This window comes from Clostridioides sp. LIBA-6622, assembly GCF_056716095.1.
The window spans coordinates 2276232-2299987 of sequence record NZ_CP196998.1 but is presented as its reverse complement, the minus strand read 5'-3'; the positions used below and the strand labels follow the sequence as shown (position 1 = coordinate 2299987).

General features: G+C 26.7%; 20 protein-coding genes and 1 riboswitch. Of the genes, 16 read left to right on the top strand and 4 right to left on the bottom strand.

Annotated elements, in window-relative coordinates:
* Window positions 1-835 precede the first annotated feature (835 nt).
* Window positions 836-1744 (top strand): thioredoxin-disulfide reductase, encoded by a 909-nt coding sequence (gene trxB / locus ACTG47_RS11100; protein ID WP_479924585.1) that lies wholly within the window; start codon window positions 836-838, stop codon window positions 1742-1744.
* 89 nt (window positions 1745-1833) lie between these two features.
* On the opposite strand, the gene typA is transcribed toward trxB, so the two are convergent.
* A complete protein-coding gene (gene typA / locus ACTG47_RS11095) occupies window positions 1834-3657 on the bottom strand; it encodes a translational GTPase TypA (RefSeq protein WP_479924584.1) in 1824 nt (607 codons plus the stop codon).
* Window positions 3658-3867: 210 nt separating this feature from the next.
* Between typA and ACTG47_RS11090 the strand changes: the two genes are divergently transcribed.
* The 6 genes from ACTG47_RS11090 to ACTG47_RS11065 all read left to right on the top strand — a co-directional run bounded on the left by ACTG47_RS11090 (window position 3868) and on the right by ACTG47_RS11065 (window position 9964).
* Complete coding sequence (locus tag ACTG47_RS11090; protein WP_479924583.1) at window positions 3868-4110, top strand: hypothetical protein; 243 nt, start codon at window positions 3868-3870, stop codon at window positions 4108-4110.
* A gap of 145 nt (window positions 4111-4255) precedes the next feature.
* On the top strand, window positions 4256-4447 hold the full coding sequence (locus ACTG47_RS11085) for a hypothetical protein (RefSeq protein ID WP_003424459.1): 192 nt from the start codon (window positions 4256-4258) through the stop codon (window positions 4445-4447).
* Between the two features lie 299 nt (window positions 4448-4746).
* The gene (locus tag ACTG47_RS11080) at window positions 4747-7245 is read left to right on the top strand and encodes a heavy metal translocating P-type ATPase (protein WP_479924582.1); all 2499 of its coding nucleotides are present in this window, start codon (window positions 4747-4749) and stop codon (window positions 7243-7245) included.
* A gap of 159 nt (window positions 7246-7404) precedes the next feature.
* The gene (locus ACTG47_RS11075) at window positions 7405-8073 is read left to right on the top strand and encodes a response regulator transcription factor (RefSeq protein ID WP_003424455.1); all 669 of its coding nucleotides are present in this window, start codon (window positions 7405-7407) and stop codon (window positions 8071-8073) included.
* Window positions 8057-9334, top strand: coding sequence for a sensor histidine kinase (locus ACTG47_RS11070; RefSeq protein ID WP_479924581.1), 1278 nt, complete (start codon window positions 8057-8059; stop codon window positions 9332-9334). The genes ACTG47_RS11075 and ACTG47_RS11070 overlap by 17 nt, the downstream gene beginning before the upstream one ends.
* Before the next feature lie 408 nt (window positions 9335-9742).
* The gene (locus ACTG47_RS11065) at window positions 9743-9964 is read left to right on the top strand and encodes a hypothetical protein (protein WP_021384971.1); all 222 of its coding nucleotides are present in this window, start codon (window positions 9743-9745) and stop codon (window positions 9962-9964) included.
* A 213-nt stretch (window positions 9965-10177) separates the two neighbouring features.
* Here the strand turns inward: ACTG47_RS11065 and ACTG47_RS11060 are convergent, their stop codons facing one another.
* Window positions 10178-10942 (bottom strand): DeoR/GlpR family DNA-binding transcription regulator, encoded by a 765-nt coding sequence (locus ACTG47_RS11060; protein ID WP_479924580.1) that lies wholly within the window; start codon window positions 10940-10942, stop codon window positions 10178-10180.
* Between the two features lie 283 nt (window positions 10943-11225).
* On the opposite strand from ACTG47_RS11060, the gene fsa reads away from it, so the two are divergent.
* On the top strand, window positions 11226-11900 hold the full coding sequence (fsa, locus tag ACTG47_RS11055) for a fructose-6-phosphate aldolase (protein ID WP_479924579.1): 675 nt from the start codon (window positions 11226-11228) through the stop codon (window positions 11898-11900).
* Between the two features lie 125 nt (window positions 11901-12025).
* Here the strand turns inward: fsa and ACTG47_RS11050 are convergent, their stop codons facing one another.
* The gene (locus tag ACTG47_RS11050) at window positions 12026-13420 is read right to left on the bottom strand and encodes an SLC13 family permease (protein WP_169466045.1); all 1395 of its coding nucleotides are present in this window, start codon (window positions 13418-13420) and stop codon (window positions 12026-12028) included.
* A gap of 382 nt (window positions 13421-13802) precedes the next feature.
* Window positions 13803-13905: riboswitch (purine riboswitch) on the top strand.
* Between the two features lie 93 nt (window positions 13906-13998).
* Here ACTG47_RS11050 and ACTG47_RS11045 point away from each other — a divergent pair.
* The gene (locus ACTG47_RS11045) at window positions 13999-15375 is read left to right on the top strand and encodes an NCS2 family permease (RefSeq protein WP_169466047.1); all 1377 of its coding nucleotides are present in this window, start codon (window positions 13999-14001) and stop codon (window positions 15373-15375) included.
* 94 nt (window positions 15376-15469) lie between these two features.
* On the opposite strand, the gene ACTG47_RS11040 is transcribed toward ACTG47_RS11045, so the two are convergent.
* Entirely contained in the window at window positions 15470-16615 is a 1146-nt protein-coding gene (locus ACTG47_RS11040; protein ID WP_479924578.1) for a DEAD/DEAH box helicase, read from the bottom strand.
* 254 nt (window positions 16616-16869) lie between these two features.
* Between ACTG47_RS11040 and ACTG47_RS11035 the strand changes: the two genes are divergently transcribed.
* The 7 genes from ACTG47_RS11035 to ACTG47_RS11005 all read left to right on the top strand — a co-directional run bounded on the left by ACTG47_RS11035 (window position 16870) and on the right by ACTG47_RS11005 (window position 23755).
* Complete coding sequence (locus ACTG47_RS11035; protein ID WP_479924577.1) at window positions 16870-17577, top strand: ABC transporter ATP-binding protein; 708 nt, start codon at window positions 16870-16872, stop codon at window positions 17575-17577.
* 46 nt (window positions 17578-17623) lie between these two features.
* Entirely contained in the window at window positions 17624-19219 is a 1596-nt protein-coding gene (locus tag ACTG47_RS11030) for a putative ABC transporter permease subunit (RefSeq protein ID WP_479924576.1), read from the top strand.
* 103 nt (window positions 19220-19322) lie between these two features.
* Window positions 19323-20405, top strand: a complete 1083-nt coding sequence (locus ACTG47_RS11025; RefSeq protein WP_169466055.1) for a lysylphosphatidylglycerol synthase transmembrane domain-containing protein — start codon at window positions 19323-19325, stop codon at window positions 20403-20405.
* Window positions 20406-20548: 143 nt separating this feature from the next.
* Window positions 20549-20710 (top strand): DNA polymerase III, encoded by a 162-nt coding sequence (locus ACTG47_RS11020; RefSeq protein WP_479924575.1) that lies wholly within the window; start codon window positions 20549-20551, stop codon window positions 20708-20710.
* Window positions 20711-21056: 346 nt separating this feature from the next.
* Window positions 21057-22325, top strand: coding sequence for a cation:proton antiporter (locus tag ACTG47_RS11015; protein ID WP_479924574.1), 1269 nt, complete (start codon window positions 21057-21059; stop codon window positions 22323-22325).
* Between the two features lie 192 nt (window positions 22326-22517).
* A complete protein-coding gene (locus ACTG47_RS11010) occupies window positions 22518-23306 on the top strand; it encodes an FAD binding domain-containing protein (RefSeq protein ID WP_169466060.1) in 789 nt (262 codons plus the stop codon).
* Complete coding sequence (locus ACTG47_RS11005; RefSeq protein ID WP_479916899.1) at window positions 23306-23755, top strand: (2Fe-2S)-binding protein; 450 nt, start codon at window positions 23306-23308, stop codon at window positions 23753-23755. The genes ACTG47_RS11010 and ACTG47_RS11005 overlap by 1 nt, the downstream gene beginning before the upstream one ends.
* Window position 23756: the final 1 nt, after the last annotated feature.

The following is a 23756-nucleotide window of genomic DNA, read 5'->3' as shown; positions in this document are numbered from 1 at the left end:
TGGAAAAAATATTTTTTAAATTGTAAAAAAATTGTAATCAAATTGAGTAATATAAAAATATTTTTTTAACTTTTTAAAATTCTTAGGAATTTGTATTTTCATAGTAATGAAGCTATTTTTAATATGATTAATCAGAAGAGAAGAGTTACATCTCTGTAATATTACAGTTTTATACTACACTATATTACAAAAAAAGTTTACAAAACTTTAATTTGAAAAATGTAATTATATGGTATATGATATAAATATAAGTGAAAAATGTTAATATTTAAACTGTTAATCGTAATTGACTTAATAAAAGTATATAATTAGAGATATTTAATTTGAAGAAATTGTTAATATAAAATTACAGCTATATTCAAATTAAATTCACAAGTATTTCACATAATAATAGTATACTGTAAACAAAAGGAGGTATTAAATATGGGAATAGTACTTATAACAGCAGCATTAGTTTTGGTTATGTATGGACTTTCAATTCTATCATATATATCAGAAAACAATATATTAGAAGACACTGTAAATGATAACCAATAAGGTTTTAAATTATATAAATAAGTAAGAACTGTAAATAAAAGTTAATTTTATTTGCAGTTTTTTTATATATATGTAAAATAAAGTTAACTAATAGAAAATAATCCTTATATCGAAATAAAGCTTTATTAAAATTTTTATAATGATATGTTAGTATAGTAATCAACTTTTAAACCAATATTTTTTATCCACTAATAAAAAATAATGTTTTGTTTATAGTATATATGGATAATAATAGTAAAGTATAAGAATAATGAGAATAATATAAAAGAAATAATAATATAAAGAGAGGTAAAACGTTATGGTAGATATTATTGTAATTGGTGCTGGACCAGCAGGTTTAACTTCAGCAATTTATGCTATGAGAGCAGGATTAAGTGTAACAGTATTTGAAAAAAGTATTTATGGAGGTCAAGTTGCAAGTACATCTGAAGTAGAAAATTATCCAGCAGTTCAAAAGATTTCTGGGGTAGAATTTTCTAATAATATATATAATCAAGCTATTGCTCAAGGTGTTGATATTCAGTTTGATGAGGTTGAAGAAATAAATCTAGAAGGAAAAATAAAGGTTATAAAGACATCTTCGGGTGAGCATAAAGCAAAGGCTGTCATTCTTGCAAATGGAGTTGAAAGACGTAAACTGGGCTGTGAGGGAGAAGAAAAATTTACAGGTAGAGGAGTATCTTATTGTGCTACATGCGATGGAGCATTTTTTAAAGATAAGGAAGTAGCCATAGTAGGTGGAGGAAATACTGCTTTAGAAGATGCTTTATTTTTAGCTAACAACTGTACAAAGGTGTATTTAATTCATAGAAGAGATAGTTTTAGAGGTGAAGAAGTATTAGAAAAATCTGTAAAGGCAAGAAAAAATATTGAGATACTTTATAGTCATGGTGTAGAAAAGATAGAAGGAGAAAATACTGTATCAAAAATAGAAGTAAAGAATTTAAAAACTGAAGAGAAAAGAAGCATAAATGTTAGTGGTATTTTCATTGCAATAGGTCTTAAACCTAATAATAAAATATTTGAAAATGTTCTTGACTTGGATGAAGGTGGATATATAGTCTCAGACGAATCTTGCACAACATCAGTGGAAGGTGTGTATGTAGCAGGAGATAGTAGAACTAAATTTTTACGCCAAATAATAACGGCAGCATCAGATGGAGCAATTGCAGCTGTTCAAGCTGCTAATTATATAAATATTGAATAATATAAATTTAAAATAAAAATAGCCATAAATACTGAAAGATGTCTTTTAGTATTTATGGCTATTTTATCGACTAGAGATAAATATATGCTTTATTTACCTTGTCTAGATTTATTATATCTTAATCTATCATGTTCATTTAAGAATCTTTTTCTAAGTCTTATAGAATCAGGTGTGATTTCAACTAATTCATCATCTTCTATAAATTCTAGAGCTTCTTCAAGAGTAAATATTCTAGGAGGAGATAATTTTATAGCATCATCTGAACCAGAAGCACGTACGTTACTCATTTTCTTATTTTTACAAGGATTGACTACCATGTCATCCTTTCTAGAATTCATACCGATTATCATACCTTCATAAACTTCTACACCAGGGTCTACAAACATTACAGCTCTATCACTTAAAGCATTAAGAGAGTAACCCATAGTAACACCTGGTCCTTGTGCTATTAAGACACCATTTCCTCTTGAAGGTATTTCTCCTTTGAATTCTTCAAATTTTTCAAATGAACGAACTAAAGTACCTTCTCCACGAGTAGCATTTATAAATTCACTTCTATATCCTAAAAGACCACGAGTAGGTGCCAAGAATTCTATTTTTACATAGTCTCCTTCTATTGACATAGATTCCATCATACCTTTTCTTAAATTCAATTCGTTTATAATAGTACCAGAATAAACTTCAGGACAGTTTACAACAACTCTTTCTACTGGTTCCATTAGTTTTCCATCTTCTTTATGCATTAAAACTTCAGGCTTAGAAACACCAATTTCATAACCTTCACGTCTCATGTTTTCAAGTAGTATAGATAAGTGAAGTTCTCCACGTCCAGAAACTTTATATCCATCAGTAGTTTCAAGTGGTTCAACTTTAAGCCCAACATTTACTTCAAGTTCTTTTTCAAGTCTATCTTTTAAATGTCTAGTTGTAACAAATTTTCCACTTTTTCCAACAAATGGAGAGTCATTTACTAAGAAGTTCATTGAAAGAGTAGGTTCTTCTATTCTTATCATCTCCATAGGTAGTGGATTATCTAAATCACATAGTGTTTCTCCTATAGATATATCTGGGATACCAGATATAACTACTATTTCTCCACTAGTAGCTTCATCAACTTCAACTTGTTTTAAACCTTCATATACAGAAAGTTTTGATACTTTTCCTTTAGATACAATAGAATCTTCTCTACATATAGCAACTTGTGTATTGCTTTTAAGAGTACCTTTGTAAATTCTACCTATACCAAGTCTACCTACATAATCATCATATGCAAGGGCTGATATTTGGAACTGTAGAGGTTCATTGTCGTAATCAGGATAAGCTTCAACATGATTTACAATAGTTTTAAATAGAGGAGAAAGGTCTTCACTATCATCATCCATTTCAAGTTTAGCTATACCTTGCTTAGCTATACCATATATTATAGGGAATTCACATTGTTCATCTGTTGCATTTAAGTCTACAAATAAATCGAAAACTTCATTAACTACTTCTTCCGCTCTTTGGTCTTTTTTATCAATCTTGTTTATAAATAATATTGGTTTTAAACCGAACTCTAAAGATTTTTGTAAAACGAATCTAGTTTGAGGCATTGGGCCTTCACTAGCATCAACTAATAAAATAACTGTGTCAACAGTTTTCATAACACGTTCAACTTCAGAAGAGAAGTCGCTGTGTCCTGGAGTATCAACTATATTTATTTTGTAATCTTCATAGTTTATTGCACAGTTTTTTGAATATATAGTTATGCCTCTTTCTTTTTCAAGGTCGTTACTGTCCATAACGCAGTCTTTCACTACTTCATTCTTTCTAAAAACACCACTTTGAGAAAGGAACGCATCAACCAATGTTGACTTTCCAGCATCAACGTGGGCTATAACTGCGATATTTATAATTTTATGTTTTTGTGACATATTTGTTGCTCCCTTCGATTAAAATAACTTACTAATTATATCACAATATATTATTAGGTACAAGGAGAAATAGATTAAAATGTATTAATATAGCTCAAATTGAACAAAAATGCTAGTTTTATATATAAAAATTTATCCTGTTTAAAAATTTTTTTTAGACAAATAATAACTTTATAAATGAAAATATTAATAAAAAGCAAAGGGTGATATATGTTGGAAGTAACAAAAATAATAATTAAATATTTTGCTAGCGAAAGTGACACTTTCTTAAAAGAAGAGATTTGTAATTTTGATGAGTTACTAGAATGGTCTCATAAATTTATTGAAGGCAAGAAGACAGAAGATGTTCTATATATAAAATCAAAAGAAAACTATAAAGTAAATGTGATTAAATCTTTGGAAATTAAAGAATTAGAAATAGTTGGAAAACAACAGATACCACCATACATGTAATAATAATATACAAAATATCTATATAATGTTGATAATATGAAAAAAATGGTATATATGGAAAAAATTTATAACAAAAAATATTTTTATAAATTTTATATTTGGGTATACACTTATTAATTAGACATTAATTAGGAGGAACTTAAATATGATAAGAGTATGTCCAAACTGTTCAAATGTGGATGTAAATAAGTTAAAAACTTTAGTGGGAGAAGAAAATGTGAAGACTGGTTGTATAGGTCAATGTAGAGCATTTAAAAAAGAAGCTGTTGGGATAATAGATAATGAGCTTGAAATAAAAGAAACAGAAGCAGAATTCTTCGAAGCATGTAAGGAATAAATTATAAATAGAATATAAATTATAATAAATAGAGTATATAAATTGTACAAAGATTAAACAATTTATATACTCTATTTTTATTTATATATTTAATTATGAGTATACTTTTCTAGTAAATACAAATAAATATAACTAATAAATTTATTTATAAAAAATTTTAAAAAAATATTGATTAAATATACCTATAGGGGGTATAATAAAAATATAGATTTCTAAATAAATAATTTATCAAGATTACATATCAAAGTACAAAATTATAAATTGCTTGAAAATACGTTAAAAGAAAGGACGGATTTATTATGAGTTCAAATAAAGTAGTAGAAAGTTATAAAATTACAGGTATGACATGTGCAGCTTGTGCAAAGGCAGTGGAAAGAGTAACCAAAAAAATGGATGGAGTATATGACCAAAGCGTAAATATAGCTACTGAAAAACTTAAAATAGAATATGATAGTTCTAAAGTTAGTTTTGATGATATAAAACAGGTTGTAGAAAAAGCTGGATATGGAATTATAAAGGAAGAAAGTAATAAAAAAATTGATATGAAAATTGATGGAATGACATGCGCAGCTTGTGCAAAAGCAGTAGAGAGAGTAGTAAAAAAATTAGATGGAGTAGATAGCATTAGTGTAAATATAGCAACAGATAAAGCTAATATAGACTATAATCCATCAAAGGTAAAATTGTCTCAAATAAAAGCAGCTATTGAAAAAGCTGGATATAAACCAATAGAAGAGGTAAGAGATAAGGTCGATGTAGATGAAGACAAATTAAGAAAAGAAAAAGAAATGAAGTCTTTATTTTTTAAATTTATAGTTGCAATAGTATTTGCAGTGCCATTGTTTTATATAGCAATGGGACCTATGATAATAAAACCTATAGGACCATGGCCTTTGCCAGAGATTATAAATCCTATGACGAATACTTTAAATTATGCATTAATTCAGCTGATTTTAGTAATACCAGTAATGATAGCTGGCTATAAATTTTATATAAATGGATTTAAAGCACTTTTTTCTTTAAGTCCTAATATGGATTCTTTAGTTGCAATTGGTACATTAGCAGCATTTTTGTATAGCTTATACACAACAATACAAATAGCAAATGGACAAATTCAAGGTATGCACCACCATCAGTTATATTATGAAAGTGCAGGAATAATAATAGCACTTATTTTACTTGGTAAGTATTTAGAATCAAAATCAAAAGGAAAAACATCAGAAGCAATTAAAAAACTTATGGGATTACAACCAAAAACTGCAATAGTATTAGTTGATGGTAAAGAAGTAGAGACTCCTATAGAAGAAGTAGGGATTGGAGATATAATATTAGTAAAGCCAGGGACTAAGATACCAGTAGATGGTGTTGTAATAGAGGGATATACATCAGTTGATGAATCTATGCTTACTGGAGAAAGTATACCAGTAGAAAAGAATGTTGGAAGTAAAGTTACAGGAGCTAGTATAAATAAAAATGGAGTTATTAGGTTTAAGGCTGAAAAAATCGGTGGAGACACAGCTCTTGCTCAAATAATAAAATTAGTTGAAGATGCTCAAGGTACAAAGGCACCTATTGCTAAACTTGCAGATACGGTGTCTGGATATTTTGTACCAATAGTAATTGCAATAGCAGTAGTAGCATCATTACTGTGGTTTTTAGTAGGTGGAAAAGATATAGTATTTGTACTTACTATCTTTATATCAGTACTTGTAATTGCTTGTCCTTGTGCACTAGGATTAGCAACACCAACTGCTATAATGGTTGGAACAGGAAAAGGTGCAGAAAATGGTATATTGATAAAAGGTGGAGAAGCATTAGAATCTGCACATAAAGTAAATACAGTAATATTTGATAAAACAGGAACAATAACAGAAGGAAAACCAAAGGTAACAGATATTGTATTAAATAATGTAGAAGAAGAATATCTTATTAAGATTGCTTCAAGTGCAGAAAAGGGTTCAGAACATCCTCTTGGGGAAGCCATAGTAAGATATGGAGAAGAAGAGAATATAAAATTAGAAAAAGTTGATAACTTTAAAGCTATACCAGGTGCTGGTATACAAGTTATTATAAATGATGAAAATATATTACTTGGAAATAAAAAACTTATGAATGACAATAATATTACCCTTGAAGATTTAGAAGAAAAATCTAATACATTGGCAAGTCAAGGTAAAACACCTATGTATATAGCTGTAGATGGAAAATTGGCAGGAATAATTGCAGTAGCAGATGTAGTTAAAGAAAGTAGTAAAAAAGCAATAGAAATTCTTCATGATATGGGAATAAAAGTTGCAATGGTAACTGGAGACAATGTAAAAACTGCAAATGCTATAGCAACACAAGTAGGTATAGATATGGTCTTAGCAGAAGTATTACCAGAAGATAAGTCTAAAGAAGTTGAAAAACTGCAAAATCAAGGCAAATTCGTTGCAATGGTAGGAGATGGAATAAATGATGCTCCAGCTCTTGCAAAGGCAGATATAGGTATAGCAATAGGAAGTGGAACTGATGTAGCAATCGAATCTGCAGATATAGTACTTATGAAAAGTGACTTGATGGATGTTCCAACAGCAATTAAACTTAGCCATGAGACTATAAAAAATATAAAACAAAATCTATTTTGGGCATTTGGGTACAATACAATTGGTATACCTGTAGCAGCAGGATTATTGTATATATTTGGAGGACCTCTATTAAATCCTATGATTGCAGCAGCAGCCATGAGTTTAAGTTCAGTTTCAGTTGTTTCAAATGCACTTAGACTTAAAAATTTCAAAGCATATAAAAAAAATTAGATTAATAAGTTAAATAAAATGTATAAAAAAGGGCTATCTTTAAATTAAAAGAATTAATTTACAAATTAAGATAGTTCTTTTTTCATGTAAAATTCACAACAATGATATAAAATATAAGTAACATAGGAAATTTTAAATAAAATAGAAAGGATTGATAGAATGAACTCGTCAATACTTGTAATTGAAGATGATTCAAATATACAAGAATTAATATCAGAATTTTTAAGTGCAGAAGGTTATCAAGTTGATACAGCCAATGATGGGTTGGAAGGTATACAAAAATTTAAACAAGGAAGTTATGATTTAGTTATATTAGATATAATGATGCCAAATCTGGATGGTTATGGAGTTTGTAAAATGATAAGAAAATCATCAAGTGTTCCAATTATATTTTTGACTGCTTTGAATGATGAAGGGGACCAACTTAAAGGATTTGATTTAGAATGTGATGACTATATAACAAAGCCATTTTCATTTAATCTTCTTATAAAAAGAGTAGAAGCTATTTTGAGAAGAAGTAACAAAACTATAAATGATAAATTTATAGTTTTTGAAAAATTAAAGCTTGATTTGAACACATATATAGCTGAGATAGATGGAGAACCTATAGAACTTACACTAAAAGAGTTTAATATACTGAAAGCTCTAATAGAAAAGTATCCACAGGTTATAACTAGAGAAGGTCTTTTAGATAGTATATGGGGTTATGACTATTATGGAGATACTAGGATTGTAGATGCACATATAAAAAATATAAGAAAAAAAATATCATTACCATATATTAAAACTGTAAAAGGGATAGGATATACACTTGAGAAGGATATTTGATAAGTGGGAAAAGTTAAGTATAAAGTATAAGTTATTTTCGATAACAACATCATTATTAATAGCATTAGCTTTAATAATATATCTAATTTTATATTTTTTATTGCCATCATATTATCATGAGTATAAAATTGAGTCTCTTCAAGAAAGTTTAAAATCTTTAGTAGATAGTTCAATTCATTTTGATACATATACTCTAGAAGAAAGACTTTATTATATGGCTAAAGACCAAAATCTTGCTATTTTATTAAAAGATAGTCAAGGAAAAATTGTATATGGTAAAAATGAAGTAGTTATTTTAAGATACAGTAAGTACATGATTAATAGTATTGAGGATGAATATAGAACATCTATACCTATATATACTAAAGATGCAAAAGATGGGCCATATACTTTGGAACTCGTTATGCCATTACAACCAATTGATGAAGCAAATGAAGTTATAAGAAAGTTAATGCCATACATCATATCAATAGCGATATTAATAGCAATTATTGGAGCCTATATATATTCGATTGTAATAACAAAGCCCCTTATAAATATAATAGAGAGTGAGAGAGAACAAGAATATAGAAGGAAGGACTTTGTGGCCACAATATCACATGAACTAAAAACTCCAATAACCATAATAAGTGGTCAAATTGAAGGTATGATTTACAGTGTAGGTAAGTATAAAGATAGAGATACTTATCTGAAAAAGTCATATGAATGTACACAGGAACTAAAGGATTTAGTAAATGAAATGATAGAGGTTTCAAAATCAGAGATACTTGAAAAAGATTTGAAACTGGTATCAATAAATATAAGTGAACTTTTAAATAGACTGGTAAAAAGACAAGTATTTTTAATAGAAGAAAAACATATGAAAACTATTTTAAAAATAGAGGAAAATCTAGAAGTCAAAGCTGACCAAGAGAGGATAACTAAGGCAATTAATAATATAATAAATAATGCCATAAAATATTCTCCTGAAGGTTCAGAGCTTATAATTAGACTTTATGATAAAAATAAACGTGTAAATAAAAAGACCTCTAATCAAAGGGTAGTTTTAGAAATTGAAAATACTGGTGTAACTATAGAGAAACGTTATTTAGAAGAAATATTTAATCCATTTTATAGAATAGAAAAATCTCGTTCACGAAAAACTGGAGGAAGTGGACTTGGACTTTATATAGTCAGTCAAATTTTTAAAAGTCATGGATTTGATTACAGTATAAAAAATAAAGAGAATTCTGTAGTATTTACAGTTGAATTTAAAAATTGATTTGTTTATATAAATAATATATAAGTTTCAATAATAGTTCATTTTAAAATCACAAAAAATTCATACTAAAAATGTATTATATAAATATAAATAAAAGAGTTTTAAACCATAAAATACACCAAGCTATAATGATGAAATTCCATTACATCCTCCATATAATTCATCATTATAGTAATCCCAACAATTAAGTTATTGTGAATTTAAAAAATAACATCTAGCATATAGTTTATGCTTGATGTTATTTTTACTTTGAAACAAAAAATATTTAATCTATTGAAATTTATGTATTTAGGTACTATTAAATTACATTTAATTACTTAAAATTTATAAGTGATATTACAAATAAATATATGCACTTTGGGAAAAATAAATATAGGAAATATTATATTTACAGAGGAGGTAGTTTTGATGGATAGATTAAAAAGGGATATGAAAAATATGAAAGAAGATATAAAAGAAGGTGTTAAAAAGACAGCTTATGTAATGAAGAATACTGCTGAAGATTTAAAAGATGATGCACAAGGTGCTATGGTAAATTTAGAGATGAAAAAAGACGAAATGATGGAAAGATACGAGCAAAAAAAATTTGCTAAAGAAATAGAAAAGCAAATGAAAGATGAAATGAAATAAGATTTATATATAGTGGATAGTAAAATTAAATTGTTTGGTTAAAGAAATAGACTTTCTAAAAATAACTGTATTAGATTTAGAAAGTCTGTTTCAAGTTTATTTTAAGCATTAAATTCAATTGTAAAATGATTATTAGAGAATTAAGTTTTTTAAGACTCTTTACAAAATGATAATTTATATTTATAAGTGAATTTATAAAATGTATAATTGAGTTTATAAAACATTTACATTAAATTCGGATAAAGTATTCACTATGTCAGGAGTAGGAGGCCTTTCTGTAATTATAGAGCTAATATCTTCTAAATGAGCAAATTTGAAGTTTCCATCAAATTTAAATTTTTTATCTTCCATAACTATAAATACTTTCTTACTTGAATTTATTATAGCTTTTTTTGTAAGCCCATCTTCAATTTCGAAAGTTGTAAGTGAAGAGTTAAATACATCTACGCCACAACTACCCATAAAAGTCTTGTCAAATTTATATTTTGATATAAAATCTATAGTTGGAGTACCAACAAAGCCATCTAGACTAAGATTTAATAAACCTCCAGTAGAAATTATATTTAAATTATTTGGCCTTGAAGTAACTACATTTAGTATATCCAACATATTTGTTACAAGTGTCACCTTTTTATTGCTTTCAGCTAGAAGTTTTGCCAGTAAAATATTAATTGTAGAGATATCTAAAAATATAGTTTCTCTGTCTGTAATTAGATTAAATGCTTTTTCTGCTATTATTTTCTTTGTTGGAATGTTGATTTCTTTTCTATCTTTTGTATCTTGGTTTTCTAGGGTTTCTCTAGCTAATACAGCTCCGCCATAAATTCTTCGTATCGAAGAGATTTTTTCTATATTTTTTAAGTCTTTTCTTATACAATCTTCTGTAACATTAAATTTAGAACTGAGCTCTTTTACAGTAACTCTACCTTCTTTTTTTAGGATATTTAATATAGCTTGAATCCTTTCTTCTGCAAACATTTTTTACCTCTTTTCCTAATGTAGTATTATAGTAAATATTATAAGATAAAATACCATATATCAACTATTTTAACATGGAATACAAAATTAATTTAATATAAAAAGTATATTTTTGTTAAGTATATATTTAGAATTTAATAAATAAAGAATTTATAAAATTAAAAAGAAAAAACAAACAATAATAAAAAAGAAAAAACAATAATAAAACCATTGAAAATAATACCAAATCAATATATAATAAGAATAAATTAAGAATAAATAAAAATTAAAGGGGGATATTTTAATGCAATTAATCTTAGATACAGGGAATGTAGAGGAGATTAAGGAATTATGTACTTGCTTACCAATAGATGGTGTAACTACAAATCCAAGTATTGTCTCAAAAGAGAAAAAGAATTTTAAGCAACTTATAAATGAGATTGGTGAAATTATAGGTGAGGATATGCCTATACATGCTCAAGTGTTAAGCAAAAAGTATGAAGAAATATTAGAAGAGGCATTATATATAAGTAGTTTGAGAAGAAATATATATGTGAAAATACCTGTAACACAAGATGGTTTAAGAGCTATAAAAGACCTTCATAAAAAAGGAATAAAAATAACTGCTACTGCAATATTTACAGCACATCAAGGCTTTTTAGCTGCAAAAGCTGGAGCAAATTATATTGCACCTTATGTAAATAGACTTGATAACATATCTGGTGATGGAGTATCTATGGTTTCAGAGCTTATAAAAATAATAGATACATATAAAATGGACACAAAAGTACTTGCTGCCAGTTTTAAAAATGCACAACAAGTTATAGAATTAATGAAACATGGAGTACATAGTGTTACAGTACCATATGATATTTGTAAGGCTATGATGAGTCATCCATTGACAGAATGGAGTGTAGAGAAGTTTATAGAAGACTGGGAGAATACTTTTGGAAAAGGTAGTAAAACAAATAATATTTAGTATTATACTTAAAAAGTGGTTTTAGGTCTAATTATATAAGTAGACTTATATCATAAAGATGAAAATATGAATTTTTTTTAATAATTTAAGCTATTATTTTAAGATAATTCATATTTTCATCTTTTTTAGATTTCTAAACCTATGAATCTCCACCAAGGGAATGTTACACATAGTATTATAAAATAAGTTAAAGGAATTAAAGTTAAACCATACTTAAAAATAACTTTGCTATTATACAAATTTTCACCATGTCCAACCATTATTGTTGCATGATGGAATGGTAGTATATATTGTATACTTACTATTATGTAGACAAATAGGCATAAAGTAATACTATTTTCTTTTAGTATATGTAAACTGCCAAGTAATGGTATTACCACAGATGATGTGGTAACTGCACTACCAAGACATATATTTAATATTATTGTTAGAGTTATTAAAAACAATATTGAAATAATTTCTGAAGAATTTGGTATAAACTTTATCAAATAATTTCCCATTATATCTACAACTCCAGAGTATTTTAATACTCCTCCAATCGAAAATGCTGCTACGAAAAAAATAAGGACTTTCCAATTTATTTCTTTTAAAGTATTGAATCCAATTATTCTTCTTAATAATAAAAGAAGTACACAAATTGACATTATGATTAGAGTGTTTATGTTATGTATAAACTGGGTTAAAAACATAAAAAACATTATTCCTAGGCATAAAAAAGTGTATTTTTGTTCTTTATTTAATGAATTAAACTCCTTTTTAAAATTAGAATATGAAAGTTGAAATTTATTAGAATCAAGATTTTTATTAGAGACAAATTCTATTGAAGATAATTCTTTTTTAAAGATAAAAATAAATAAAAAATAAGTTACAAAACAAGTAATTATAGTTGGAACAGACATATAAAGAGCCCATTGCCCCCAATTTATATTGCAGTTTCCAAGTTCTAGTACAACATAGTTCAAAAGAGTATCTCCATTTATAAAAAACATTGATGTAAAGGTAGATGCTGTAAATATACTAAATAAAAGTATAGATTTTGAATCTTCAGTTATTTTTTGTTCTTTTAAAAATTCTTTGTAAAAAGCTGATACTAGAATGACCCTTGGGAATGGTTGTGGAATAAAAAATATTAACAATATACCCAAAATATATGATAAAAGAATCATTTTTTTAGGTGTATTAACAATATTTAAAATTAATTTTTCAGAAATAATCCTAGCAACTCCTGTTTTTGTAACTGCATTAGTAATTATGTAGGCAAGTACTATTATATAAAAATTTTCTGTAAATAAAAATTGTAAAATTACATTTAATGGTGCGATGTTAAAAATAAATGATAAAATTACGAAAAATAATGCAACTACAGTTTTTTCAACAGAGTCTACAGCCCATATTAAGATGGTTAAAAAAGATAAGCATATAGAAAATTTTATATTAAAGCTATAGTTAAGAGTAAAGTAGAGAATTATTGTAGCTATGATAGTCATATAAAATTGTTTTGGCTTAATAATAATACCCATTTTTATATTCACCTCCATAATTTATTATATCATAATGAAGGTAAACACATTTTATCAAAAGGCTATTCATTGATTATATGACTTACAATAATTTTAATTTTCCATAACTTTTATAACATATAGCTAAATCCTTCACTTTATTTTTTAATAAAAAATTTATCAATTTGTTATAATATAATCTTAGACTAAGCTTTGTATTTCAACTATAAATAAATTGTATTAAAATATCATATATTTTTCAAAAATGTAAAGAATATAATTATAATCTGGATAAGAGAAATTAATACTTAATATAATCGAATATTAATACAAAATTAGCATAATATATACGTATATATTGACAAAATTAACTATATAAATTAAAATAATATTCGTAAAGAAAAATAATGTTTTGTATTGTATAACATATAATTTTGACAATATGGGTCATAAGTTTCTACCGGAATACCGTAAATATTCTGACTATGTATACTATTATTTAGTTAATTAAATATTTAATTAACTGAATTATGAAGGATACGGCTCAGCTTATCAATTACTGTGTCGTTTTTTTGTAAAATTTAATAGGAGGTGTTGTTATGCAAACAACAAACAGTAGTACCATGCAGAAACTTTTTCCAATTTTGACTAATAAAAATGTTGATATGAAGAAAGAAGTTATTGCAGGAGTAACTACTTTTTTAACTATGGCTTATATAATAGCTGTAAATCCAAATATTTTATCTGAGACAGGTATGCCAGCAGGTGCACTTGTTACAGGGACATGTTTAGCAGCAGCGTTTGGATGTATTTTAATGGGTGTAGTTGCAAATCTTCCTTTTGCTTTAGCATCAGGTATGGGTCTTAATGCATTTTTTGCATATACAGTAGTTTTACAAATGGGTGTTCCTTGGGAAGTGGCTCTTACAGCAGTATTTGTAGAAGGTATTATTTTTATAGTTTTATCAGTAAGTGGAGTTCGTGAGGCTGTTGTAAATGCAATACCAAAAAATATGAAATTAGCTGTTACAGGTGGTATTGGTATATTTATTGCACTTATAGGTTTAGTAAATAGCGGAATTGTTATTGGAGACCAAGCTACTCTTATCAAAATGGGTAGATTTACACCAGCAGTAATAATAACTTGTATAGGATTAATAATTATTACTGTACTAGATAAAAAAAGAGTTAAAGGTTCTATACTTTTTGGAATAGTAGTAAGTTCATTACTTGCTTGGGGATTTGCTTTTATGAATCCAGAGTATGCACAAAAACTAGGTATATATTTACCTGGTGGAGTATTTAAATTTGAAAGTCTAGCACCAATAGCAGGTAAAATAGATTTAGGATATGTATTACATCCAACAAATATAGGTGGATTTTTAGTAGTAGTTTGTACATTTTTATTTGTTGATTTCTTTGATACAGTTGGTACACTAGTAGGTGTTTGTTCTAAAGCAAACATGCTAGATGAAAAAGGAAATGTTCCTAATGTAGGAAGAGCTTTACTTACAGATGCAGTTGCAACTACAGTAGGTGCAGGACTTGGAGTATCTACAGTTACAACTTATGTTGAAAGTTCAACAGGAGTTATTGCAGGTGGAAGAACTGGATGGACAGCAGTTACAGTTGGAGTTTTATTCTTGGCTGCAATGTTTTTCTCTCCTGTATTTATAGCAATTCCATCATGTGCTACAGCACCAGCTTTAATATATGTTGGATATTTAATGCTTGGCACAGTTAAGGATATAGAGTTTGATAATATAACTGAAGGTGTTCCAGCATTTGTTACTATTGCTTGTATGGCATTAACTTATAGTATAGGTGACGGTTTAACTTTAGGTATATTAACTTATGTTTTCGTAAATGTATTTTATAATATATTTGGGGCTAAAAAGGCAGAAGATAAGAAGCATGTTTCTATAGTAATGATTGTCTTGGCTATATTATTTATAATAAAACTTTGGCTGTTATAACAAATATTATTTAAAAAATTAATTTAATAAAATAAAGAGCTGTAATTTCTAATTAGTTTTAATGAGAAATTACAGCTCTTTCGTATTTGTTAGATTATTTAACTGTATCTATTAGCTTTCCATTTTGTAAAGCTTTAGGTGCAATTGTTATATTGAACTCTTTTTGTAAATCCTTTATAATGTCTAGTTCTTGTTTTGTTATTATTGAGACTGTATTACCATTTCGGTTTCCTCTAGCAGTTCGACCACATCTATGCAAGTATTCATTTTTACTTTTTGGGAAATCTAAATTAAAAACATGACTTACATCGACTATGTCCAGTCCACGAGCAGACAAGTCTGTTGTAATTAAAATTTTTGCTTTTCCAAGTTTAAATTTGTTTATTGCATTTTTTCTATCTTCTTTTGCCATGTTTCCAAAAATTCCAATTGCTTTATAGTTATGATAATTTAGTTTTGATACTAGAACTTCTATATTTTTTTCGTTGTTTACAAATACAATTGCTCTTTTTGGATTTGTGGCAGCTAATGTCTTTCTAAGGAAAGTGAATTTATCCCTTATTTCACCTAATAAATATGAGTGACTTATATTAGGATTTATTTGTGACTTTTCTTCAGTCTTTATTATTTCAAATTCTTTCATAATTTTATCACAAATTTTTATAGTACTATCAGTAAGGCTTGCAGAGCATCCTATAACTTGTCTATCTCTTAATGTAGTTTTTATTATATCTTCTATACAAGTTATATTTTTTCCATTTAATAGATTGTCAACCTCGTCTAAGACAATAGTTTTTATATTATGTGATTTTAATTTTTTTTGCTTTATTAAATCTAAAACTCTTCCACAAGAACCAATTACTATATGTGGTTTTATTGTTTTTATATTTTTTATTTGTTTTTGTATATTTACTTCTCCAATTAAAGCTAAAGATGTCAAAGGAATTTCTGAGTTTTTAGCTAACAATTCAACTTGATTTGTAATCTGCATTACTAGTTCATGTGTAGGTGCAAGTATAAGAGCTTGTGTTTCTCTTTTTGATGTATCAATTTTTTCGCATATAGGTAGAAGGTATGCCAGTGTTTTCCCTGTCCCAGTCTGAGAATTAATCAATAAATCTTTATTTTGTATTATATTTTCTATAGCAAGTGACTGAACTTCTGTTGGAGAAGTTATGTCTTGTTTTTTAAGCCCATCTATTAAAGTAGAACTTATTTTTAATTGTTCAAATGTATTCATGTTTTGCTCCTTCTGTTTAATCATTAATATTATTATAGTCAACTATTTTTTATTATACATTGTTTAAGCAAATCGAACTATATATTCTTTTATAATTATGTGTAATTTATAAGTAAATATAATTTGTATTTCTATATTTTTGATAATTTTGTATTTTGTAAACTTTAAAAATAAACAAATAAAAGTTGTAATTATTTGATAGTTGTTATATATTATATATAACAACTATCAAAACTATAATATGGAGGGAAATTATGTTAAAGGTAATTAATGTATCTAAATCATATAAAAATAAGAAAGTAGTAAATAATATTTCATTTGATGTAAATGATGGAGAGCTTTTTGGGTTTATAGGTCATAATGGTGCAGGTAAAACTACTACTATTAAGGCAATTGTTGGGATACACAATTTTGAAGAGGGAGAGGTGCTTGTAAATTCTAAATCGATAAAAAAACAACCTGTTGAATGTAAAAAAGAAATGGCATATATACCTGATAATCCAGATTTATATGAATCATTAACTGGTGTACAATATCTTAATTTTATAGCGGATATATTTGAAGTTGATAAAAATAAAAGAGAAGAGTTAATAAAATATTATTCAAATAAATTTGAACTTAATAAAGCATTAGGAGATTTAATATCTTCATATTCACATGGTATGAAACAAAAATTAGCCATAATTTCAGCTTTAATACATAATCCAAAAATTTTAATTCTTGATGAACCTTTTGTAGGTCTTGACCCCAAAGCATCGTTTATATTGAAAGAGATTATGAAAGAATTCTGTGAAAAAGGTGGCTGTATATTTTTCTCAACACATGTTTTAGAAGTTGCCGAAAAAATTTGTGATAAGATTGCCATAATAAAGGATGGAAATATAATTGCTTATGGAAGTACAGAAGAAGTTAAAGGAAGTAATTCGCTTGAAAGTATTTTTTTGGAATTAATAGAAAAATAAATTGTTTTTTATACAATATAGTGTCTAAAGTGAGGAATGATAAAACATGAACAATCTAAGTATATTAATAAAAACTAATATAGTAAATGAATTTAAATTGAATGCTTTAAAAAAAGCAGATAGAAGAGAAAAACAAAAAATAGTGGGAATGGTATTTCCGATTGTTGTTATAGCAGGGTTGCTAATTTTTTATGTAACTAGTTTAAGTCTTTCTTTAGTAGATATTTTGAAACAGATAAATCAAATGGAAATGTTACTGATATTTGGATTTGTACTGTCAACATTAACAACCATCGTTACATCATTATACAAAACTTCATCATATTTATTTCAAGCAAAAGATTTAGATCTCTTGACTAGTTTACCTATAAAAGAATCTACTATACTAGCAAGTAAAATATTGATGTTGATTGGAACAAACTATTTATTTTCTTCAGTATGTATGATTATACCAGCAGTAGTTTATTTTTTAAATTCTGATGTAAGTATAACTTATTTTCCTTATTTAATATTATTATTTTTAGCTTTACCTCTATTACCAATAGTTGTATCATCAATAATTTTTTTATTTATAGGTCAAATATCATCAAAAATAAAATATAAAAATTTAGTGTTAATAATAGGCAGTGTAATATTACTTTTACTTTATACTCTATTTATGTCAAGACTTAATTCTATATCAGCTGAAATGTTAAAGAATAGTGTATCTATTTCAGAAACTATTAGAAAAATATATCCACCTACATATTATTTTGTTGATGCTCTTAAAACAGGAAGTATAATTTCTTTTTTAGCATTTATATCAATATCGATAATACCATTTTTTATGTTTATAACTCTATTTGCTAAAAGATTTAAAGATATAAATTCTAAAATGCGTGAAAGTTATAAGTCAAAAAGTTATGAGTTTAAGAGTCAAAAAATTTCAAGACCATCAAAAGCTCTATTAAAAAAGGAGTTTAAAAGATATTTTTCTTCATTTATTTACTTTTTAAATTCATCTGTTGGTCTGTTATTTCTAATAGTAGGTACAATTTTAATATTACTATTTGGGGCAGATAAAATGGCTGAATTGCTAAAAATGAATATTGATTTTAGCCTTATAAAAATACAGTTATTAGGTGTATTCTTCTTTATAATTGTAATTAATTGTACAACATATTGTTCGATATCTTTTGAAGGAAAAAATTTATGGATATTAAAATCTTCTCCAATAGATGAGAAAGAAATATTCTGGTCAAAGATATTGATGAATTTTTTATTGAATGCACCATTATCTATTTTATGTTTGATATTAGTGTCTATGAAATTAGATTTTGAAGTCCAATTTATTATTGTATCAATTTGTTTACTTACAACCTTCTCAATGTTTGTAGCTTTGATGGGGTTATTAACAAATTTATTATATCCAAATCTTGATTGGAAAAATGAAGTTGCGGTTGTAAAAAGAAGTGCAAGTATGATAGTTACAATGTTAGTATCATTAATATATACAGTTATACTTGGAGGTATATATATATTAATGGGAATTTCATTTTTAAATATGTATATTGTTTTAGCAAGTGTGCTTACATTAATATTAGACTTTATGATATGGAGAATTATTTCTACTAAAGGAGTAAAAATATTTAAAAATTTATAGATGTATTTATGTCAAATAGAGACTTATTTTTTTAAGTATTGCAAAGAATATGTTAAGTAGTATACTATGATATAGTGATATGAAAAAATTTAGGAGAAAATAAATGAGAAAACTATCTAAAAAAGAAAAAGATTTTATTCAATATGGATTTTTGCTATTTTTGATATGTATTACTACTTATTTAGTGTTAACTACTTTAGATATAAAACTAATACCTAAAATTATAAGGCTAGTAAATAAGGCTTATATATTCTTTGGAATATTAATAATACTAGTATATATGCTAATTGAAGCTATTGTAACTCATTTAATAATAAATGCAGTTCAGAAAACAAAAGTAAAATTTATTGGTATTAAAATGGCTACAATGGGATTTTACTATAACTTAGTTACTCCATTTGCCTCTGGAAGTCAACCAATGCAAATATATGCACTTACAAAATACGATGTGAGTCTCAGTAAATCAGTAGCTATAGTTACTAATAAGACAGTGGTATTTCAAAGTACAGTTACCATGTTTTGTGGAATTTTAATTTTATTAAATAAGCCATTATTAATGCAACAAATTCATTCTGTTAGAGTTTTGATAACAGTTGGTATGATTATGAATGTAAGTATGTTGTTAGGTGGACTACTAATAGTATTTAGCCCCAAACAAGTAAAAATGGTAGCAGCAATTTTGATTAATTTTTTATCTAAATTTAAGACATTTAAATTCTTAGATTCAAAACGTGATAGAGTAAATCATTATATTGATGATTATAACTATTCTATAAAAATATTTATTAAAAATGTGAGAGTTTTAGTTTTAAGTATATTACTTACTGTATTACAACTAATTGCGTATTTTAGTATAGTCTATTGTGTGTATAAAGCTTCAAATTTAAAAGGAGTATCATACATACATATAATGACACTACAAGTGTTTTTATATATGGCAATATCACCAGTACCAACACCAGGAAATGTTGGAGCAAATGAAGTTACATTCTTTACTATGTTTTCAAAAATAATTCCAAAAGAGTTATTAGGGTATTCAGTGCTCTTATATAGTGGGTTTGTGTATTATTTTATCTTAATAATTTCTGGGATATTTACATTTAGAACACACTATACATTAAATAATTGGAAAAAAGAAGAAAAACTAAGTTCTAATTTAGAAGAAGTTATTGAAAAATTTAATTAGTAAAATAATTAGGGAAATTCTAGATATAAATATAGTGTTAGCTATATTATATTGAGAAATTTCCCTTTTTTGATTAAAACAATAGAAATTTGAAATAATAAGTAATAAATAGAAAAATTTATATTGTTTTGAAAGGATAAAAAATGAAAAAAGATAAAAAAAATGAAAATAAGAGTAATATTTTTAATATGAAAAAAAATCTTGATAATAAACTTGAAATTGCTGAAGAATTACATCCAAGTAAAAATATAGGAAGTATGCTTGGATATAGAATAGATAAGAAAAAAATTAACAAACCAAGTTAAGGAAAATGTTTAAAATAGTACGTTTTAAAAAAAATATATAATGAAATGTTTTATTGTTAAATTTAAAGTTATTTTAATAAGAAAAAAAGTCGAAAAATATCTAAAAAAGATATACATATAAATAGTATTAATATATATATCTTATAAGCTTGACAAAATCAACCTTTTAACGACTGATAAAAAATATTAAAATTATATGAGCGTTATTTAATTGTCAAAAATGAAGGTTAAGTTGCATACATAAAAAAATATGATTGATAACATTTATTTGTGTGCTATAATTATATAGTAAAACGAATAAATGAGTATGTCATATAATGTATGCATATTGGGAGGAGAGACTGACATGGAATCATCTATACACACAATTGCCAGTAATAATTTATTGGTGATTTTTGCTGTTGTAAGTATAACTGGAATAATTTGTAGCAAGCTTAGCGAAATATTGAAAGTTCCTGATGTTGTACTATTTTTACTTGTAGGAATTCTAATAGGACCATCATTTTTAAAATTTATAGATATTCGCGGATTTCAAATAGAAAATCAACTAATACTTACATTTGGTTCTGCATTTATCTTATACTTAGGTGGAAAAGAAATAAGTTTAAAAGTGTTGAGAAATGTAAAGATATCTGTATTCTTACTAGCGACTTTAGGAGTTGTGATATCTGCTTTTATAATGCAACAAGTAATAAGTTTTACTTTTGGAATAAGTGCAATGACTGCTTTATTAGCAGGAACTATAATCGCATCAACAGACCCAGCCACTCTTGTACCTATATTTAATCAAGTAAAAATAAAGGACAGAGTAAAACAAACTGTAATAAGCGAATCAGCTTTTAATGATGCGACAGGAGCGATACTAACATCAGCAGTGTTAGCTGTAATTTTATCAAATAAATTTTCATTAAGTGAAAATATTTATGAATTAGGTACAATGGTTATTGTTGGAGTTGTAATTGGTTTAATTACAGGAATACTGCTTTTGAAATTGGTTAATGATAAGCCATATGGAATATTTAAAGATTTTGCACCAATAATATCTGTTATTTCAGTTGTAGTTGCATATGAATTATCTACAAAATTAGGTGGAAGTGGATATATGTCTTGCTTTATTGTAGGTATAATAACTGGTAATAAGAAAAATTTTAAAATTTGGTTAAGTCAAAAATCTTATGATGCAGATTTCTATGTTGCTGAAACTTTAGGTACTATTTGTCGTATGGCAATATTTATAATATTAGGTAGCCAAGTTAATTTAGCCCAATTAGGTAAATATTTTGTACCATCTATAATTGCAGTACTAGTATTAATGTTTATAGCAAGACCACTTTGTGTTTTGGTTTGTACACTTGTAGATAGAGAAGCAAAGTGGAATAAAAATGAAATGTTATTTATGATGTGGGTAAGAGAAACTGGAGTAATACCAGCCGCACTTTGTGGTATCATTTCAGCAATGAAAGTTCCTGGATACGAAGTAATTTCATCAGTAGTATTTATGACTATACTAATCACATTAGTAATACAAGGAAGTACTACAAAATTGGTAGCTAAAAAACTGGGATTATTAGAAGAAGAAGTGATAAATATAAGTGAAAAAGTATCAACTTTTTAAAATTTCACTTTAAATAATACATAATAATGGCTATTTTAAAATTATCTAATGATAATTGTTGAAATAGTCATTTTTTATGTAGAAGTAATTTACAGAATTTACATATTGAATATATTTGTTATCAAAATTTGTTGAAGCTATGATATAATTAGTTGTATTTAAAATAAGAATAGCAAATAAGGGAGGAAATTTATGTTTACGGTTATGGATATTGTACAGCCAAATACAGTAGAAGAAGCGTACTCAATTTTAAATAAAAGAAAAACTAATCAAGTGATTGGTGGAAGTGCTTTTTTAAGAATGGGGAAAAAAAGAATAGGGACAGGAATAGAATTATCTAATTTAAATTTAGATTATATAAAAGAAGATGAAGATTATATCGAAATTGGTTCTATGACTACTTTTAGAACATTAGAAACAAGCCAAATAGTCAAAAAAAATTTTGGAAGTATAATAGAAGATTCAGTTAAGGATATAATAGGGATTCAATTTAGAAATGTAGTAACAGTTGGTGCTACAGTATTCTCTAAATATGGTTTTTCTGATTTGATAGTAGCATTACTTTCATTAGACACAGAAGTAGAATTATATAAGGCTGGAAGGATTAGTCTTGAAGAGTTTCTTAATAGAGATTATGAGAAAGATTTACTAATTAAGGTATATATAAAGAAGACAAATAAAAATGCTTCTTATAAATCACTAAGAAATGCAAAGAGTGATTATCCTCTCCTAAATGTATCTGTATCAAAACACATGGGAAAATTTAAATTGTGTGTAGGTGCAAGACCTCAAAAAGCTACGATTGCAAAACAAGCTAGTGAATTCCTATCTAATAATGAAATTAATGAAATTAATATAGATAAAGCAATAGAAATGGCATCAGAAGAATTAACTTTTGGTTCTAATATGAGAGCATCTAGGGATTATAGAAAAGCTATGAGTAAAGTACTTTTAAAAAGAGCTATAATGGAGGTTATTTAATGTTAGTGAAGCTTAATATAAATGGAAAGAAAAAAAGTGTAGATATAGAACCAGAAGAGTATCTAGTTGACACTTTAAGAAAAGTGGGTAATTTAAGTGTAAAAAGAGGTTGTGACACAGGATGTTGTGGTCTCTGTACAGTATTAATTGATAAAAAACCCACATTATCTTGTGCGACATTGACGTTGAGAGTTTTAAATAAAGAAATAACTACAATTGAAGGTTTAGAAAATGAAGTTAGAGAGTTTAGTGAAGTTTTGGTAAAAGAAGGGGCTGAGCAGTGTGGATTCTGTTCTCCTGGTTTTATACTTACTGTACTTGCAATGAAAGATGAGCTTGAAAATCCTACAGATGAAGAAATAAAGCATTATCTGACTGGAAATCTATGCAGATGTACAGGGTATATGGGACAGTTAAGAGCTATCAAAACTTATCTGGAGGTAAAGTAGA

Bases quoted from the DNA above. Each gene is read 5' to 3' on its own strand.
- ACTG47_RS11015 (WP_479924574.1), top strand. From the start codon at position 21,057: ATGGAATCATCTATACACACAATTGCCAGTAATAATTTATTGGTGATT.
- ACTG47_RS11075 (WP_003424455.1), top strand. From the start codon at position 7,405: ATGAACTCGTCAATACTTGTAATTGAAGATGATTCAAATATACAAGAA.
- trxB (WP_479924585.1), top strand. From the start codon at position 836: ATGGTAGATATTATTGTAATTGGTGCTGGACCAGCAGGTTTAACTTCA.
- ACTG47_RS11060 (WP_479924580.1), bottom strand. From the start codon at position 10,942: ATGTTTGCAGAAGAAAGGATTCAAGCTATATTAAATATCCTAAAAAAA.
- ACTG47_RS11085 (WP_003424459.1), top strand. From the start codon at position 4,256: ATGATAAGAGTATGTCCAAACTGTTCAAATGTGGATGTAAATAAGTTA.
- ACTG47_RS11020 (WP_479924575.1), top strand. From the start codon at position 20,549: ATGAAAAAAGATAAAAAAAATGAAAATAAGAGTAATATTTTTAATATG.
- ACTG47_RS11045 (WP_169466047.1), top strand. From the start codon at position 13,999: ATGCAAACAACAAACAGTAGTACCATGCAGAAACTTTTTCCAATTTTG.
- typA (WP_479924584.1), bottom strand. From the start codon at position 3,657: ATGTCACAAAAACATAAAATTATAAATATCGCAGTTATAGCCCACGTT.
- ACTG47_RS11065 (WP_021384971.1), top strand. From the start codon at position 9,743: ATGGATAGATTAAAAAGGGATATGAAAAATATGAAAGAAGATATAAAA.
- ACTG47_RS11010 (WP_169466060.1), top strand. From the start codon at position 22,518: ATGTTTACGGTTATGGATATTGTACAGCCAAATACAGTAGAAGAAGCG.
- ACTG47_RS11050 (WP_169466045.1), bottom strand. From the start codon at position 13,420: ATGGGTATTATTATTAAGCCAAAACAATTTTATATGACTATCATAGCT.
- ACTG47_RS11025 (WP_169466055.1), top strand. From the start codon at position 19,323: ATGAGAAAACTATCTAAAAAAGAAAAAGATTTTATTCAATATGGATTT.
- fsa (WP_479924579.1), top strand. From the start codon at position 11,226: ATGCAATTAATCTTAGATACAGGGAATGTAGAGGAGATTAAGGAATTA.
- ACTG47_RS11090 (WP_479924583.1), top strand. From the start codon at position 3,868: ATGTTGGAAGTAACAAAAATAATAATTAAATATTTTGCTAGCGAAAGT.
- ACTG47_RS11035 (WP_479924577.1), top strand. From the start codon at position 16,870: ATGTTAAAGGTAATTAATGTATCTAAATCATATAAAAATAAGAAAGTA.
- ACTG47_RS11030 (WP_479924576.1), top strand. From the start codon at position 17,624: ATGAACAATCTAAGTATATTAATAAAAACTAATATAGTAAATGAATTT.
- ACTG47_RS11005 (WP_479916899.1), top strand. From the start codon at position 23,306: ATGTTAGTGAAGCTTAATATAAATGGAAAGAAAAAAAGTGTAGATATA.
- ACTG47_RS11040 (WP_479924578.1), bottom strand. From the start codon at position 16,615: ATGAATACATTTGAACAATTAAAAATAAGTTCTACTTTAATAGATGGG.
- ACTG47_RS11080 (WP_479924582.1), top strand. From the start codon at position 4,747: ATGAGTTCAAATAAAGTAGTAGAAAGTTATAAAATTACAGGTATGACA.